The organism is Actinotalea caeni (assembly GCF_009733795.1).
In the GTDB taxonomy this organism is placed as follows: Bacteria; Actinomycetota; Actinomycetes; order Actinomycetales; family Beutenbergiaceae; genus Pseudactinotalea; species Pseudactinotalea caeni.
On the sequence record NZ_WNXX01000017.1, the window covers coordinates 25102 to 39432 of the forward strand.

Sequence of the window (14331 nt, forward strand, 5' to 3'; positions counted from 1 at the left end):
CCGGTGACGACGGTCCCGCCCGCGGTCGCCGCGCTGACGCCGCGGCGCATCGGTGCGCGCACCTTCGACTTCGCGCGCCGCTGCGCGGTGATGGCGGTCGTCAACCGGACGCCGGACTCCTTCTTCGACCGCGGCGCCACGTTCGCGCTCGAGCGCGCCGTCGAGCACGCGCTGCGCGCGGTCGACGACGGCGCGGACTGGGTCGACGTCGGCGGCCTGCCGTTCTCGCCGGACACCCCGGAGGTGTCGGTCGCCGAGGAGATCGACCGGGTGCTGCCGGTCGTCGAGGCGATCCGGTCCCGCTCCGACGTCGTGATCTCGGTCGACACCTACCGGCCCGAGGTCGCCGAGGCGGTGCTCGACGGCGGCGCCGACGTCATCAACGACGTCATGGGGCTGCGGGTGCCGGGGCTGGTCGAGGTCCTCGCCGACCGCGGCGCGACCGTGGTCGTCGCGCACTCGCGCGCCGAGCCGCACCAGCACCTGCGGGCACCGCGCTACGACGACGTGGTGGCCGACGTCGTCGCCTACCTCGAGGACCGGGTCGCGGCCGCGGTGGCCGCCGGCGTGGCCGAGGAGGCGATCGTCATCGACCCCGGCCACGACCTCAACAAGAACACCCTGCACTCGCTCGAGCTGACGCGCCGGCTCGAGGAGGTGGCCGCGATCGGGCTGCCGCTGCTCGTGGCGCTGTCGAACAAGGACTTCGTCGGCGAGACGCTCGACCGTCCGCAGGGCGAGCGGCTGCCGGGCTCGCTCGCGGCCGCCGCCCTGTGCGTCGAGCGCGGTGCACGCGTTCTCCGCGTGCACCAGGTGCGCGAGACCGTCGACGTGGTGCGGATGACCGAGGCGGTGCTCGGGCTGCGCGAGCCCGCCTACCTGCGGCACAACATCGACACGGCCACCGACGACCCGCGGTCGAACGGGTGATCGCGTGTTCGACGTCGAGACCCTGATCGAGCGGTACGCGGTGCCCGACCGCGCGCGGCCGCACCTGCGCGTGAGCTTCGTCAGCAGCCTCGACGGCGCGGCGTGGCTCGACGGCCGCTCCGGGCCGCTCAACGACGAGTGGGACCAGCAGGTGTTCGCGACGCTGCGGCGGCTCTCCGACGCCGTGCTGGTCGGTGCCGGCACCGTGCGCATCGAGGGCTACGACGGCCTCACGCTCGACGAGGAGTCGCAGCGCTGGCGGGTCGAGCACGGCCTGCCGCCGCACGCGCGGCTGGCGATCGTGTCGCACGCGCTCGACCTCGACCCGACCGCGGCGGTGTTCACCGAGGCGCCGGTGCGGCCGCTGGTCGTCACGCACGCGACCGCCCCCGCCGCGCGGCGCGAGGCGCTCGCGCAGGTCGCCGACGTGCTGGTGCACGGCGAGCGCTCGGTCGACCTGCCGGCCGCGGTCGCCGACCTCGCGGCCCGGGGGATGCCGCAGGTGCTGTGCGAGGGCGGGCCGACGCTGCTCGGTGCGCTCGTCGCGGCGGACGCCGTCGACGAGCTCGACCTGACGATCAGCCCGGTGCTGGTCTCGGGCACCGCGGCGCGGATCGCGCACGGCCCGCAGCGCCTGGTGCCGATGCGGATGGTGCACGCGCTGCCGGGCGGCCCGATGCTGTTCCTGCGCTACGTGCGCGCCTGAGCAGCGCGCACGCCCGCATCGAGAGCCTGGGCGCCCGCGCGACGTCACCAGCCACGACGCGTCGGTAGGCTTCGCCGCATCATGACCTCACCTGGCACCGACGGCGAGCGGCCGCCGTTCTACATCACCACCGCGATCGCCTACCCCAACGCGAACCCGCACATGGGCACGGCGTACGAGTACGTCTCGACGGACGTGCTCGCGCGGTTCAAGCGCCTCGACGGCTACGACGTCCGGTTCCTCACCGGCACCGACGAGCACGGCATCAAGATGATGCAGGCCGCCCAGCGCGCGGGTGTGGAGCCGGCCGAGTTCGCGCGCGGCAACTCCGACAAGTTCGAGGCGATGCAGCGCGGCCTGGGGATCACGTTCGACCGGTTCATCCGGACCACCGACCCCGACCACATCGAGGCCAGCCAGGCGATCTGGCGCGCGATGGAGGCCAATGGCGACATCTACCTCGGCAGCTACTCCGGCTGGTACTCGGTGCGCGACGAGGCGTACTACACCGAGGACGAGACCGAGGTGCGCGAGGACGGCGTCCGGGTGGCGTCGGCGTCCGGCACCGAGGTGTCGTGGACGGAGGAGCCCAGCTACTTCTTCCGGCTCTCGGCGTACCAGGACCGCCTGCTCGCGCTGTACGAGGAGCACCCGGAGTTCGTCGGGCCCGACGTGCGCCGCAACGAGGTCGCCTCGTTCGTCCGCTCCGGGCTGCGCGACCTGTCGATCTCGCGCTCGACGTTCGACTGGGGCGTGCCCGTGCCGGGCGACCCGGCGCACGTCATGTACGTGTGGGTCGACGCGCTCACCAACTACCTCACCGGTGTCGGCTACCCCGACGTCGACAGCGAGCGGTTCCGCCGCTACTGGCCGGCCGACGTCCACATCATCGGCAAGGACATCATCCGGTTCCACGCCGTCTACTGGCCCGCGTTCCTCATGAGCGCCGGCATCGAGCTGCCCAGGCGTGTGTTCGCGCACGGGTTCCTGTTCGACCGCGGCAAGAAGATGAGCAAGTCCGACGGCACGGCGATCGACCCGCTCGCGTTCGCCGAGACCTACGGGCTCGACCAGATGCGCTACTTCCTGTGCCGGGAGTTCACCTACGGCCAGGACGGCAGCTACAGCCACGAGGCCGTGGTCACCCGCATCAACGCCGACCTCGCCAACGAGCTCGGCAACCTCGCGCAGCGCTCGCTGAGCATGGTCGCGAAGAACCTCGGCGGCGTCGTGCCGACGCCTGGCGAGCTCACCCAGGAGGACCGTGCGCTGCTGGGCCGGCTCGAGCCGCTGCTCGAGGAGTCCCGCACGCACATCGACGGCCAGCAGATCAGCGTCTACCTCGAGGGCCTCTGGGCGGTGCTGGGGGAGACCAACCGGTACTTCTCGGCGCAGCAGCCGTGGGTGCTCCGCACGAGCGACCCCGAGCGGATGGCGACCGTGCTGTCCGTGACGCTCGAGGTCGTGCGGACGGTCGCGACGCTCGTGCAGCCCGTGATGCCGACGGCGGCCGGCCGGCTGCTCACCCAGCTCGGCCTGGCCGAGGAGGTGCCGTTCGCGACGCTCGCGACGCCGCTCGCGCCCGGCACGCCGCTGCCCGCGCCGTCCGGGGTGTTCCCGCGCTACGTCGAGGAGTGACCGCGCGGTGCCGTCCGGCCCGCTCGCAGCGGGTGGTGCCGGTGCACGGGCCGTCGGGCCCGGTCGTCGAGAGGAAGGTGTGAGCGTGGCGCGCAGGCGAGGGGAGTGGCCGCCGGACCCGGAGCCGTTGCCGGTGCCGGTCATCGACGACCACACCCACCTGGAGTCGATCCCGCACGTGCTCGACGACGGTGTGCCCGACCCGGGCATGACCGGTCAGCTCGACCGTGCGGCGGCGGTCGGTGTCGAGGCGGTCGTCCAGATCGGCTGCGACCTCGACTCCGCGCGCGTGAGCGTGGCCTGGGCGCACGAGGACCCGCGCGTCGTCGCGGGCGTGGCGATCCACCCGAACGAGGCGGTGCTGCACGCCGGCGTGCGCGAGGTCGCGCCCGACGGTCTGCCGCCGCAGCCGCTCGACCGGCACGCGACGTCGCTGGACGACGCGCTCGCGGTCGTCGCCGAGCTGGCCAGGGACCCGCGGGTGCGCACGATCGGCGAGACCGGCCTGGACTTCTTCCGCGCCGGTGAGCGGGGCCGACAGGTGCAGCGGGAGTCGTTCCGCGCGCACGTGGCGCTCGCGAAGGAGCTCGGGCTCCCGCTGCAGATCCACGACCGCGACGCCCACCGCGAGGTGCTGGAGGTGCTGGCGCGCGACGGCGCCCCCGAGGTCACGGTCTTCCACTGCTTCTCCGCCGACGCCGAGATCGCCGCGGAGTGCGTCGCCCGCGGCTACCTGCTGTCGTTCGCGGGTCCGGTGACGTTCGCGAGCGCCGAGGACGTGCGTGCCGCGGCCCGCGTCGTGCCGGCCGAGCAGCTGCTGGTCGAGACCGACGCGCCCTACCTCACGCCCGCGCCGCACCGCGGTGCGCCGAACGCGCCGTACCTGCTGCCGCTCACGGTCCGGCGGCTGGCCGAGGTCCGCGGCGACGACCTGGCGGGGCTGTGCGCCCGGCTGCACGCCAACGCGACCCGGGTCTACGGCCCCTGGTGAGCTTGTGAAGGACCTGTGAACAGGCCTGGTCGTCGGCTTCCAGGATGGTCACGGATCGGTTACGGTGCCCAGGTCGGTCTGCGTGGACCGGCTTCCCTCGACCGAGACGAAGGACACCTCCCTCCAGTGCCCTCCGAACCCGGGAGCGTCCCGAGCGACCGCTCCGAGTCCCGCCGCGAGCGGCGCAGCCACCGCGCCGACGCGCCCGCGGTGCAGCTGCCCCGTCCCGTGCGCTACGCCCTCGGCGTGGCGGTGCTGGTGCTCGCGCTCGTGGGCTCGCTGTCGTTCGCCGGTCTCGGCGGCGCGTCGCCGTCCGCCGAGGACGCACGCGCCGACGTGGCCGGCCTCGCCGGTCGCGAGGACGTCTGGGCGCAGGTCTCGCGCGGCGACATGGTCCGCGAGCCGCTCATCCTGGAGGCGGGCGAGGCGGTCGACTTCACCGTGACCGTCGACGGCCGCACGGTCGACCTCACGACCACGAGCACGACGATCCTCGCCGACGCCCTCGTCGACGCCGGCATCGTGGTCGAGCTCGACGACGTGGTGTCCGCCCCGATGGGCGAGCCGCCGGCCGACGGCGCCGAGATCGTCGTCGAGCGCGTCGGCACGCACATCGAGACCGAGGTCGAGGAGCTGCCGTTCAGGACCGTCGAGCGCAAGACGTCGCAGCTGCCGAGCGGCACCACGCGCGTCGAGACCGAGGGCGTCGAGGGCTCCCGCGTCACGACCTACCGGACCACCTACGCCGACGGCGAGGTCCTCGACCGCCAGCAGCTGACCTCGGTGGTCGCGGCCCAGCCCGTCGACGAGGTCGTCCTCGTCGGCACCGGGACGGTCTCCGCCGGCTCCTCGGGCTCCTCCGGCTCGGGCTCCTCCGGCTCCGGCGGTTCCACCCCGCAGCCGGTCACCTACTCCGGCGGCAACCCGCGCGCGATCGCGCAGGAGATGCTCGCGGCCTACGGCTGGGGCTCCGACCAGTGGAGCTGCCTCGACCGGCTCTGGCAGCGCGAGAGCAACTGGAACCCCTACGCGCAGAACCCCAGCTCGGGGGCGTACGGCATCCCGCAGGCGCTGCCCGGCTCCAAGATGGCCACCGCGGGTGCCGACTGGCGCACCAACCCCGCCACCCAGATCGCCTGGGGCCTCAGCTACATCAAGGGCCGGTACGGCTCACCCTGCGGCGCGTGGGCGCACAGCCAGTCGGTCGGGTGGTACTAGCCGGGGGGCGGTCCGCACCCTCACAGGTCCTTCACGGGCACAGTGAGGTCTCCCACCCACGCTTGGCGGGAGATCACGATTCGGTTACGGTGGCGAGCGGCCCATGAGCCCAGCGCGGCGAGCCGAGGTCGTCGTACCTGCCCGCGCTGCACCGCAGCGAGACCGTCACCAGGGAGTCTCGCGTGATCGCCAGGACCCCAGACGTGAACACACCTGACCCGCGCCAGGACGAGACCGCCGTCGTCGACCCGCCCGCCGTCGAGGAGACCCCCACCGACGCGACCGAGGTCGTCGACCCGCCCGCCGAGACCGAGACGCCCGACGAGAAGCACCGGGCGCCGCGCCGCCGCGCGCTGGCCGCGCTCGGTGTCGCCGCCGCGCTCGCGCTCGGCGGCGCGGTCGCCGCCGGCGCCGCCCACAAGGACGTCCAGATCGACCTCGACGGCAGCACCGTCGACGTCGGCACCTTCGCCGGCAGCGTCGGCAGCGTGCTCGCCGCCGAGGGCATCGAGGTCGGCGAGCACGACCTCGTGGTGCCCGGCGTCGACGAGCCCCTCGCCGACGGCGCCGAGATCGTCGTGCGCACCGCCGAGCAGGTCGAGGTCGAGGTCGACGGTCGCTCGACCGTCGTCTGGACGATCGGCGACACCGCCGCCCAGACCCTCGCCGAGGTCGCCGCGAGCGGCCGCGAGGCCGTGATGACGGCGTCGCGCAGCGAGGGCCGCCTCGCTCTCGACATGCCGCTGGTCGCGCACGGCCCGGTCACCTTCGTCGTCGACGGCGAGAGCCGCTCGCTCGAGGTCGACGGCGTCGCGGACCTCAGCACCGCGCTGCTGCGCGCCGAGATCGAGGTCGGCGAGCACGACACCGTGACCGTGACGACCGGGGCCGACGGCCAGCCGGTGGTGACCGTCACCCGCGTCGCGAGCGAGGAGACCACCCGCACCGAGGCGCTGCCGTTCGAGACCGTCGAGCGCGGTACCGACGACCTCTACAAGGGCGAGCGCCGCGTCGTCGACGAGGGTCGCGAGGGTGCGCGCACCTATACCTACCTCGAGTACACCGTGGACGGCGAGGTGGCCTCCAGCCAGCTCGTCCGCGTCGAGGTGACCCGTCAGCCCCAGGACCGCGTCGTCGAGTACGGCACCGCGCAGCGCCCGGCCCCCACGCCGAGGCCCACGACCACGAGCAGCGGCTCCAGCAGCTCCAGCAGCTCCAGCAGCGGCGGTGGCGGCGGTGGCGCCGTCTCGGGTGACGTGTGGGCCGCGCTCGCGCAGTGCGAGTCCGGCGGCAACCCGACCACGAACACCGGCAACGGCTACTACGGCCTGTACCAGTTCTCGCTGCCGACCTGGCAGGCGGTCGGCGGCACCGGGCTGCCGTCGGAGGCCAGCGCCGCCGAGCAGACCCAGCGCGCCCAGATCCTGCAGGCGCGGTCGGGCTGGGGCCAGTGGCCTGCGTGCTCGGCGAAGCTCGGGCTGCGCTGACCGGCCGGACCCGCAGCCGCGTGCGCCGCGGCGGTGGCGGTGCCACCGCCGCGGCCCACGGATGTGGGAGGCTCACCCGGTGACCCACGAGCACCCGGGTGAGGCCGCACAGGGCCTCCTCACGCCCGTGGACGTGCGCACGCTCGCCGAGCACCTCGGGGTGCGCCCCACCAAGGCGCTCGGCCAGAACTTCGTCATCGACGGCGGGACGATCCGCCGCATCGTCCGCGCGGCCGGCGTGGCCGCCGAGGACCACGTCCTCGAGATCGGCCCCGGGCTGGGGTCGCTGACGCTCGGCCTGCTGGCCACCGGCGCCGACGTCGTGGCCGTCGAGATCGACGAGCGGCTCGCGACGGCGCTGCCGGGCACGGTCGCCCGCGTGGCGCCCGAGGTCGCGCCACGGCTCGCGGTGGTCCACGCCGACGCGATGGACCTCACCGGCGTCCTCGACCGGGTCGGGCACCCCACCCGGCTGGTCGCCAACCTTCCCTACAACGTCGCCGTCCCGGTGCTGCTGCACGTGCTGCAGGTGCTGCCGTCGGTGACGTCGGCGCTCGTCATGGTGCAGGCCGAGGTCGCCGACCGGCTGGTCGCGCCGCCCGGCTCGCGCACGTACGGCGTGCCGTCGGCGAAGGCGGCCTGGTACGCCGACGCGCGGCGTGCCGGATCGGTCGGCCGGTCGGTGTTCTGGCCGGTGCCGAACGTCGACTCCGCGCTCGTGCGGCTCGACCGCCGGCAGCCCCCGACGACGACCGCCACGCGCGAGGCGACGTTCGCCGTCGTCGACGCGGCGTTCGCGCAGCGGCGCAAGACGCTGCGGGCGGCCCTCGCCGGGTGGGCGGGGTCCGCGGACCGCGCCGAGCGTGTGCTGCGCGCCGCGGGCATCGACCCCACGCTGCGGGGCGAGCGCCTCGACATCACCGCGTTCGCCGCGATCGCGGAGGCCGCCGCGGCCGAGGCGGGGAGCGAGGCGTGAGCCACCCGCCGCACGCCGTGCACGTGCGCGCGCCGGGCAAGATCAACATCGCGCTGCGCGTCGGCTCGCCCCGCCCGGACGGCTACCACCCGCTGGCGACCGTGTTCCAGGCCGTGAGCCTGTACGAGGACGTCGTGGCCGAGCCGGCCCCCGACATCTCCGTGACGGTCACCGGCCGGCACGCCGCGCAGGTGCCCACGGACCGTTCCAACCTGGCGTGGCGGGCGGCGAAGCTGCTCGCCGACGCCACCGGCACCGACACCGGCGTCCGACTGCACGTCACCAAGGGCGTACCCACAGCCGGCGGGATGGGCGGCGGCTCGGCCGACGCAGCCGCGACGCTGCTCGCCTGCGACCTGCTCTGGGGCACCGGGCTCGCGCGCGAGGAGCTGGGCGAGCTGGCCGCCGAGCTCGGCGCCGACGTGCCGTTCGCGCTCACGGGGCACACCGCCGTCGGCGTCGGGCGTGGTGACGTGCTGACCCCGGCGCTGGCGCGCGGACGGTTCGCGTGGGTGCTGGCGCTGTCGGACCGCGGGCTGTCGACGCCGTCGGTCTTCCGTGCCTGGGACGCGCTGCACCCGGACCCGGTGCCGTCACCCGTGCTCGACCCGGACCTCATGAGCGCACTGGTCGCCGCCGACCCTCGCACGCTCGCGCGGCACCTCGTCAACGACCTCCAGCAGGCCGCGCTCGAGCTGCGCCCCGACCTCGGTGACGTGCTCGAGGTGATGGCCGGGACGCCCGCGCTGGGCACGATCGTGTCCGGCAGCGGCCCGACCGTGGCGGCGCTCGCGAGCGGACCGGGCGACGCGGCGCGGATCGCCGAGGCGGTCACCGCGGCAGAGGTGGCCTCGGAGGTGCTGGTCGTGACCGGGCCGGTGCAGGGGGCCCGGCTGCTCGAGCACGTGCGCGGCGACGACGACTGAGACGCAGGGCCGGGCGCCCACGGCTCAGGAGCGGTCGAACGGCTCCATGAGCGTGCGCAGGGCGTCGGTCAGGGCGGCGCGGGTGCCGCCGTCGAGGTCGGCCAGCAGCGTGCTCTCGCGGTCCAGCAGGTCCGACATCGCCGCGTCGACCGCCTCCGCGCCCGGCGCGGTGAGCCGGACGACGACGACGCGCCGGTCCTTCGGGTCGCCGTGCCGCTCGACCAGCCCGGCCGCGACCAGCCGGTCGATGCGGTTGGTCATCGTCCCGGAGGACACCAGCGTCTGCGACATCAGCACGCCCGGCGTCAGCTCGTAGGGCGCCCCGGCGCGCCGCAGCGCCGAGAGCACGTCGAACGCCCACGGCTCCAGGCCGCGCGAGGCGAACGCGGCGCGGCGGGCGAGCTCGAGGTGCCGGGCCAGACGCGAGATGCGCGAGAAGACGTGCAGCGGCTCGGGGTCGAGGTCCGGCCGCTCCCTGCGCCAGGCGGCGACGATCCTGTCGACCTCGTCCTCCATGGGGGTGAGGGTACGGGACGCACCGGTGCCGGACCCCCGCGCGGCCGGTGGCGTGGCGGCGGGCGGAGGAGGCATGGTGGAGCCATGGGGCTGGTCAGCGAGGCGTTCTACGACGGTGACGAGCAGACGGGGGTGCTGCTGCGCGACAGCAGGGCCGAGGAGCTGGCGACGTTCGTGGCGTTCCGGCTCGACGACGGCCAGGTCTACCGGGCCGAGCAGGTGACCGCGCTCGGGGCGGAGCCGACGGCCTGGACGTCGTTCCGCTTCGTGGAGACGCTGTCGGGCACGGTGACCACGGGCGTCCGCGAGGACGGCCGGGTGGTGCTCGACGGCGCCGTCCTCGACGGCGACGTGGTGCCCTCCTACCTCGGGTGGCGTGTGCTGTGCGACCTGGCGAGCCGCGGTGGCGACCGGGTGGCGTTCCGCCAGGTCGACGAGCACGGCGACCGCGAGGTGCACGACGCCCAGCTGGTCGCGCGGGTCCCCGAGGAGGTCACGCTGCCGGGCGCCGACGGCGTCGAGCTCGCGCACCGCTACGACATGCTCCTCGACGGCCGGCCCTACACCTCGTTCTGGTGGGACGGCCGCGCGGTCGTCGCGAGCGACTGGACCGCGGGCGCCATGTCGGTGCTCGTGCCGGACCTGGAGGCCGCGCTCGCCGGCTGCCCGGTGCTCGCCGCCGAGGCCGCGCGGGCCTGGGTCGCGGGTCGGCACCTGGCCTGAGGTCGCGCCCCCGCCGCCGGGTGCTCAGTCCTGCGGGTCGGTGCGGGTGCGCCACGCTCGGGACAGCTGTGGGTCCGGCTCGATGCCGCGCAGCCCGTTCCACGCGAGGTTGACGAGGTGCGCCGCGACCTCAGCCTTGCCGGGCGAGCGCGCCTCGAGCCACCACTGCCCCGTCAGCGCGATCATCCCGACGAGCATCTGGGCGTACATCGGCGCGTGCTCGGCGTCGAACCCCTGCCGCGTGAACTGCGCGGCGAGGATGTGCTCGACCTGGCTGGCGACGTCGCCGATGAGGGACGAGAAGGTGCCGGTGGCCTGTGCGACGGGGGAGTCCCGCACGAGGATCCGGAAGCCGTCGGTGTTCTCCTCGATGTAGTCCAGCAGCGCGAACGCCGCCGCCTCGACCGTCACCTTGGGGTGCCCGCCGCGCGACAGGGCGGCCGAGAGCGAACCGAGCAGCGCGTCGACCTCACGGTCGACGATGACGGCGTAGAGGCCCTCCTTGCCGCCGAAGTGCTCGTACACGACCGGCTTGGACACCTTCGCGCGCGCCGCGATCTCCTCGACGCTCGTCGCGTCGAAGCCCTTCTCGGCGAAGAGCGAGCGGCCGATCGTCAGCAGCTGCTCACGGCGCTGCTGCCCGGTCATCCGGTGCCGTCGGGGGGTCTCGCTCACGCCGCCATCATGCCGCAGCGCACCACCGGCCCCGCCCCGCCCGTCGCGCGCGCGGGCCGTGCGGCAGCCGTCAGGGCGTCAGACCGGCGGAGAGCACCGTGGCGAGCGAGTCGGGGTCGCCGGTGACGCGCAGCGCGGGGGAGTCCAGGTCGGCGCGGCCCCAGACGAGCAGCGCCAGGTCGCGCGCGGGACCGGCGAGCACGCAGCTGCCCGTCGCGTCGTCGGCCGCGAGGAAGGGCACCTCGGCCCCGGTCTCGTCGGGGACCGCGGTCACGCGCACCGGCGGCGCGGCCACGCGGCCCAGCCGGACCTGGCGCGGGTGCATGACGGTCGCGACCTCGTCGAGGCAGTCGAGCCAGGCCTCGGGGCCGGGCTCGTACGGCTCGCCGAGCGCGGTGCGCAGGTCCCACAGGTGCACGAGCGTCTCCAGCGCCTGCCGCCGGTGCCAGAACCGCACGGTGCCGCGCTGCTGCTCGCGCGGCACCCCGTCGTCGAGCAGCGTCCAGGCGCGTGCGTCGGGGTCGAGCTCGGCGAGCGTGGCGCGCAGCTCCGCCGCGCACTCGGCGTAGAGCACCGGCAGGTCGAAGGGGCCGCGACCGAGCGGCGTCTCGCGACGCCGTCGTGCCTGGGCCGCCGCCCAGTGGTGCACCCGCGCCAGGTGGACGACGAGGTTGCTCACGCGCCAGCGGCCGCACCAGGGCACGCGCACCGTCGGGTCGGCCACCTCGACCGTGCGCAGGAACGCGTCCTGGCGGTCCGCGAGCGCTGCGAGGTGGTCGAGGTGGTCGAGGTGGTCCAGACCACCCTGTGTGCTCTCGGTCACGCCGCGACGATAACCAGCGGCTGCGACACCCGGCGGGCGAGCCGTGCGCACACCGCGACGTGCCGGCCGGTGCGAGGCGCGTCGACGCCCGGGGCGCGGCGCCCCGACGCCGTTCCTGGCAGACTGACCCCCGCCATCCGCCCTGGTGTAACGGCAGCACTCCGGCCTTTGGAGCCGTGCGGTCCAGGTTCGAATCCTGGGGGCGGAGCGTGCTCGGGCGTCACGAGCGCCGCGTTACAGTGGCCCGGTGACCAGCCCCGCCGCCGTCATCGTCCTCGCCGCGGGCGCCGGTACCCGGATGAAGTCCGCGACGCCGAAGGTCCTCCACCGCATCGGCGGCCGCACCCTGCTGGGTCACGTGCTCGCCACCGCGCGCGCCCTCGACCCCGCGCACCTCGTCACGGTCGTGCGCCACGAGCGCGAGGCGGTCGCCGCCCACGTCGCCGAGGTGGACCCGGCCGCGCTGATCGCCGACCAGGACGACGTCCCGGGCACCGGCCGCGCCGTGCAGTGCGCCCTCGAGGCGCTGGAGGCCGCGACCGGCGCGCCCTGCGAGGGCGCCGTCGTCGTGCTCGCCGGGGACGTGCCACTGCTCGACGCTGGCACGCTGGCCGCGCTGCTGGAGGCCCACGAGGCCGACGGCAACGCGGTGACCGCGCTGTCCACGCTCGTCGAGGACCCGACCGGCTACGGCCGCGTCGTGCGCGGCCCGGACGGCGAGGTCACCGGCGTCGTCGAGCACAAGGACGCCACCCCCGAGCAGCTCGCGATCAACGAGATCAACGCCTCGGTGTACGTCTTCGACGGGGCCGCGCTGCGCGAGGGGCTCAGCGGCGTCGACCGCGACAACGCGCAGGGCGAGGTCTACCTGACCGACGTGCTCGCGCTCGCGCGCCGCGCGGGTCGCCGCGTCGCCGCCCTCGTCGCGGAGGACTCGATCGTCGTCGAGGGCGTCAACGACCGCACCCAGCTGGCGACGCTCGGCGCCGAGCTCAACCGCCGCACGCTGACCCGCTGGATGCTCGAGGGCGTCACGGTCGTCGACCCCGCGACCACGTGGGTCGACGTCGAGGTCGAGCTCGCGCCCGACGTCACGCTGCTGCCCGGCACCCAGCTGCACGGTGCCACCACGGTGGCGACCGGCGCTGTCATCGGCCCGGACACCACGCTGACCGACGTCGAGGTGGGGGAGGGCGCGACCGTCGCCCGCACCCACGGCAGCCTGGCGATCGTCGGCGCCGGCGCCAGCGTCGGACCGTTCTCCTACCTGCGGCCCGGCACCGTGCTCGGCGCCCAGGGCAAGATCGGCGCCTACGTCGAGACCAAGAACGCCGAGATCGGCGCCGGGTCCAAGGTGCCGCACCTGTCCTACATCGGTGACGCGACGATCGGCGAGCACACCAACGTCGGTGCCGCGAGCGTCACCCTGAACTACGACGGCACGAACAAGCACCGCACGACGATCGGCTCCTACGTACGGATCGGTGGCGACACGATGATGGTCGCCCCGGTCACGGTGGGCGACGGCGCCTACACCGGCGCCGGCGCCGTCCTGCGCCGCGACGTGCCACCGGGTGCGCTGGCGGTGACCACCGGCTCCCAGCGCAACATCGAGGGCTGGGTGGCGAGCCGGTTCCCGGACAGCGCCGCGGCCCGCGCCGCCGCTGCCGCGCAGCCGACAGACGAGCAGCCGCCCGCACCGACGGGCGACGCGGAGCCGACCGACGGGGACCCCTCATGAGCACCGGTATCACCAACCTCGGCGAGAAGCGTCTCGTCCTCGTCAGCGGCCGCGCGCACCCGCAGCTCGCGCACGACGTCGCCGCCGAGCTCGGCATCGACGTCGTGCCGACGACGGCGTACGACTTCGCGAACGGCGAGATCTACGTGCGCTACGCCGAGAGCGTCCGCGGTGCCGAGGCGTTCGTGCTGCAGTCCCACACCGCGCCGATCAACCAGTGGATCATGGAGCAGCTGCTCATGGTCGACGCGCTCAAGCGGGCGTCGGTCAACTCGATCACCGCGGTGCTGCCGTTCTACGGCTACGCGCGGCAGGACAAGAAGCACCGCGGCCGCGAGCCGATCTCGGCACGCCTGATGGCCGACATGTTCGCCACCGCGGGTGCCGACCGGCTGATGAGCGTCGACCTGCACGCCGCGCAGACGCAGGGCTTCTTCGACGGCCCGGTCGACCACCTGTGGGCGATGCCGATCCTCACCGACTACGTGCGCTCGCGGGTCGACCTCGACAACGTCACGGTCGTCTCGCCCGACGCCGGCCGCATCCGGGTCGCCGAGCAGTGGGCCGCCAAGCTCGGCGGCTGCCCGCTGGCGTTCGTCCACAAGACCCGCGACATCTCCCGCCCCAACCAGGCCAAGGCCAACCGCGTGGTCGGCGAGGTCGAGGGCCGCGAGTGCGTGCTCGTCGACGACCTCATCGACACCGGCGGCACGATCGCCGAGGCGGTCAAGGTGCTGCTGGCCGACGGCGCCAGCTCGGTCGTCGTCGTCGCGACCCACGGCGTGCTCTCCGACCCGGCGTCCTCGCGGCTGCAGGAGTGCGGGGCGCGCGAGGTCGTCGTGACCGACACGCTGCCGATCCCGCAGGAGAAGCAGTTCCCCACCCTGACGGTGCTGTCGATCGCACCGCTGATCGCGCGCGCGATCCGCGAGGTGTTCGACGACGGCTCGGTCACCAGCCTGTTCGACGGGAACTCCTAGG

The 14331-nt window shown here is 74.4% G+C and carries 14 protein-coding genes and 1 tRNA gene; 12 read left to right on the plus strand and 3 right to left on the minus strand.

The genetic code is table 11. From position 1 onward, the window contains the following. Positions 1 to 3 precede the first annotated feature (3 nt). The 8 genes from folP (at position 4) to GPA02_RS14060 (ending at position 8872) form a co-directional block, all read left to right on the plus strand. Positions 4 to 930, plus strand: coding sequence for a dihydropteroate synthase (folP, locus tag GPA02_RS14025; RefSeq protein WP_156200706.1), 927 nt, complete (start codon positions 4 to 6; stop codon positions 928 to 930). 4 nt (positions 931 to 934) lie between these two features. Then, a complete protein-coding gene (locus GPA02_RS14030) occupies positions 935 to 1636 on the plus strand; it encodes a pyrimidine reductase family protein (RefSeq protein ID WP_204986620.1) in 702 nt (233 codons plus the stop codon). A gap of 81 nt (positions 1637 to 1717) precedes the next feature. After that, positions 1718 to 3274: a methionine--tRNA ligase gene (gene metG, locus GPA02_RS14035; protein ID WP_156200711.1), complete on the plus strand. Its 1557-nt coding sequence runs from the start codon at positions 1718 to 1720 to the stop codon at positions 3272 to 3274. Between the two features lie 79 nt (positions 3275 to 3353). Further along, the gene (locus GPA02_RS14040; RefSeq protein WP_156200712.1) at positions 3354 to 4265 is read left to right on the plus strand and encodes a TatD family hydrolase; all 912 of its coding nucleotides are present in this window, start codon (positions 3354 to 3356) and stop codon (positions 4263 to 4265) included. A 126-nt stretch (positions 4266 to 4391) separates the two neighbouring features. Continuing rightward, positions 4392 to 5483 (plus strand): aggregation-promoting factor C-terminal-like domain-containing protein, encoded by a 1092-nt coding sequence (locus GPA02_RS14045; RefSeq protein ID WP_240134057.1) that lies wholly within the window; start codon positions 4392 to 4394, stop codon positions 5481 to 5483. A gap of 203 nt (positions 5484 to 5686) precedes the next feature. After that, complete coding sequence (locus GPA02_RS19335) at positions 5687 to 6970, plus strand: resuscitation-promoting factor (RefSeq protein WP_275689727.1); 1284 nt, start codon at positions 5687 to 5689, stop codon at positions 6968 to 6970. A 61-nt stretch (positions 6971 to 7031) separates the two neighbouring features. Beyond that, positions 7032 to 7946: a 16S rRNA (adenine(1518)-N(6)/adenine(1519)-N(6))-dimethyltransferase RsmA gene (gene rsmA / locus GPA02_RS14055; RefSeq protein ID WP_156200714.1), complete on the plus strand. Its 915-nt coding sequence runs from the start codon at positions 7032 to 7034 to the stop codon at positions 7944 to 7946. Continuing rightward, positions 7943 to 8872, plus strand: a complete 930-nt coding sequence (locus tag GPA02_RS14060; RefSeq protein WP_156200716.1) for a 4-(cytidine 5'-diphospho)-2-C-methyl-D-erythritol kinase — start codon at positions 7943 to 7945, stop codon at positions 8870 to 8872. The genes rsmA and GPA02_RS14060 overlap by 4 nt, the downstream gene beginning before the upstream one ends. Before the next feature lie 24 nt (positions 8873 to 8896). On the opposite strand, the gene GPA02_RS14065 is transcribed toward GPA02_RS14060, so the two are convergent. After that, a complete protein-coding gene (locus GPA02_RS14065; RefSeq protein WP_156200718.1) occupies positions 8897 to 9388 on the minus strand; it encodes a MarR family winged helix-turn-helix transcriptional regulator in 492 nt (163 codons plus the stop codon). Between the two features lie 84 nt (positions 9389 to 9472). On the opposite strand from GPA02_RS14065, the gene GPA02_RS14070 reads away from it, so the two are divergent. After that, entirely contained in the window at positions 9473 to 10111 is a 639-nt protein-coding gene (locus GPA02_RS14070; RefSeq protein ID WP_156200720.1) for a hypothetical protein, read from the plus strand. Positions 10112 to 10135: 24 nt separating this feature from the next. On the opposite strand, the gene GPA02_RS14075 is transcribed toward GPA02_RS14070, so the two are convergent. Next, positions 10136 to 10759 carry a TetR/AcrR family transcriptional regulator gene (locus GPA02_RS14075; RefSeq protein ID WP_156200803.1) on the minus strand — a complete coding sequence of 208 codons (624 nt, stop codon included), beginning with the start codon at positions 10757 to 10759 and terminating at the stop codon, positions 10136 to 10138. A gap of 97 nt (positions 10760 to 10856) precedes the next feature. Continuing rightward, positions 10857 to 11609 (minus strand): maleylpyruvate isomerase family mycothiol-dependent enzyme, encoded by a 753-nt coding sequence (locus GPA02_RS14080; RefSeq protein ID WP_156200722.1) that lies wholly within the window; start codon positions 11607 to 11609, stop codon positions 10857 to 10859. A 136-nt stretch (positions 11610 to 11745) separates the two neighbouring features. Between GPA02_RS14080 and GPA02_RS14085 the strand changes: the two genes are divergently transcribed. From GPA02_RS14085 to GPA02_RS14095, 3 genes are all read left to right on the plus strand, one after another. Beyond that, positions 11746 to 11817: transfer RNA gene (locus GPA02_RS14085), tRNA-Gln, on the plus strand. A 39-nt stretch (positions 11818 to 11856) separates the two neighbouring features. After that, a complete protein-coding gene (glmU, locus tag GPA02_RS14090) occupies positions 11857 to 13350 on the plus strand; it encodes a bifunctional UDP-N-acetylglucosamine diphosphorylase/glucosamine-1-phosphate N-acetyltransferase GlmU (RefSeq protein WP_156200724.1) in 1494 nt (497 codons plus the stop codon). Continuing rightward, positions 13347 to 14330, plus strand: a complete 984-nt coding sequence (locus GPA02_RS14095; protein WP_156200726.1) for a ribose-phosphate diphosphokinase — start codon at positions 13347 to 13349, stop codon at positions 14328 to 14330. The genes glmU and GPA02_RS14095 overlap by 4 nt, the downstream gene beginning before the upstream one ends. Position 14331: the final 1 nt, after the last annotated feature.

Coding starts and splice junctions, on each gene's coding strand:
- metG (WP_156200711.1), top strand. CDS start 1,718: ATGACCTCACCTGGCACCGACGGCGAGCGGCCGCCGTTCTACATCACC.
- rsmA (WP_156200714.1), top strand. CDS start 7,032: ATGTGGGAGGCTCACCCGGTGACCCACGAGCACCCGGGTGAGGCCGCA.
- GPA02_RS14065 (WP_156200718.1), bottom strand. CDS start 9,388: ATGGAGGACGAGGTCGACAGGATCGTCGCCGCCTGGCGCAGGGAGCGG.
- GPA02_RS14070 (WP_156200720.1), top strand. CDS start 9,473: ATGGGGCTGGTCAGCGAGGCGTTCTACGACGGTGACGAGCAGACGGGG.
- GPA02_RS14075 (WP_156200803.1), bottom strand. CDS start 10,759: ATGACCGGGCAGCAGCGCCGTGAGCAGCTGCTGACGATCGGCCGCTCG.
- GPA02_RS14095 (WP_156200726.1), top strand. CDS start 13,347: ATGAGCACCGGTATCACCAACCTCGGCGAGAAGCGTCTCGTCCTCGTC.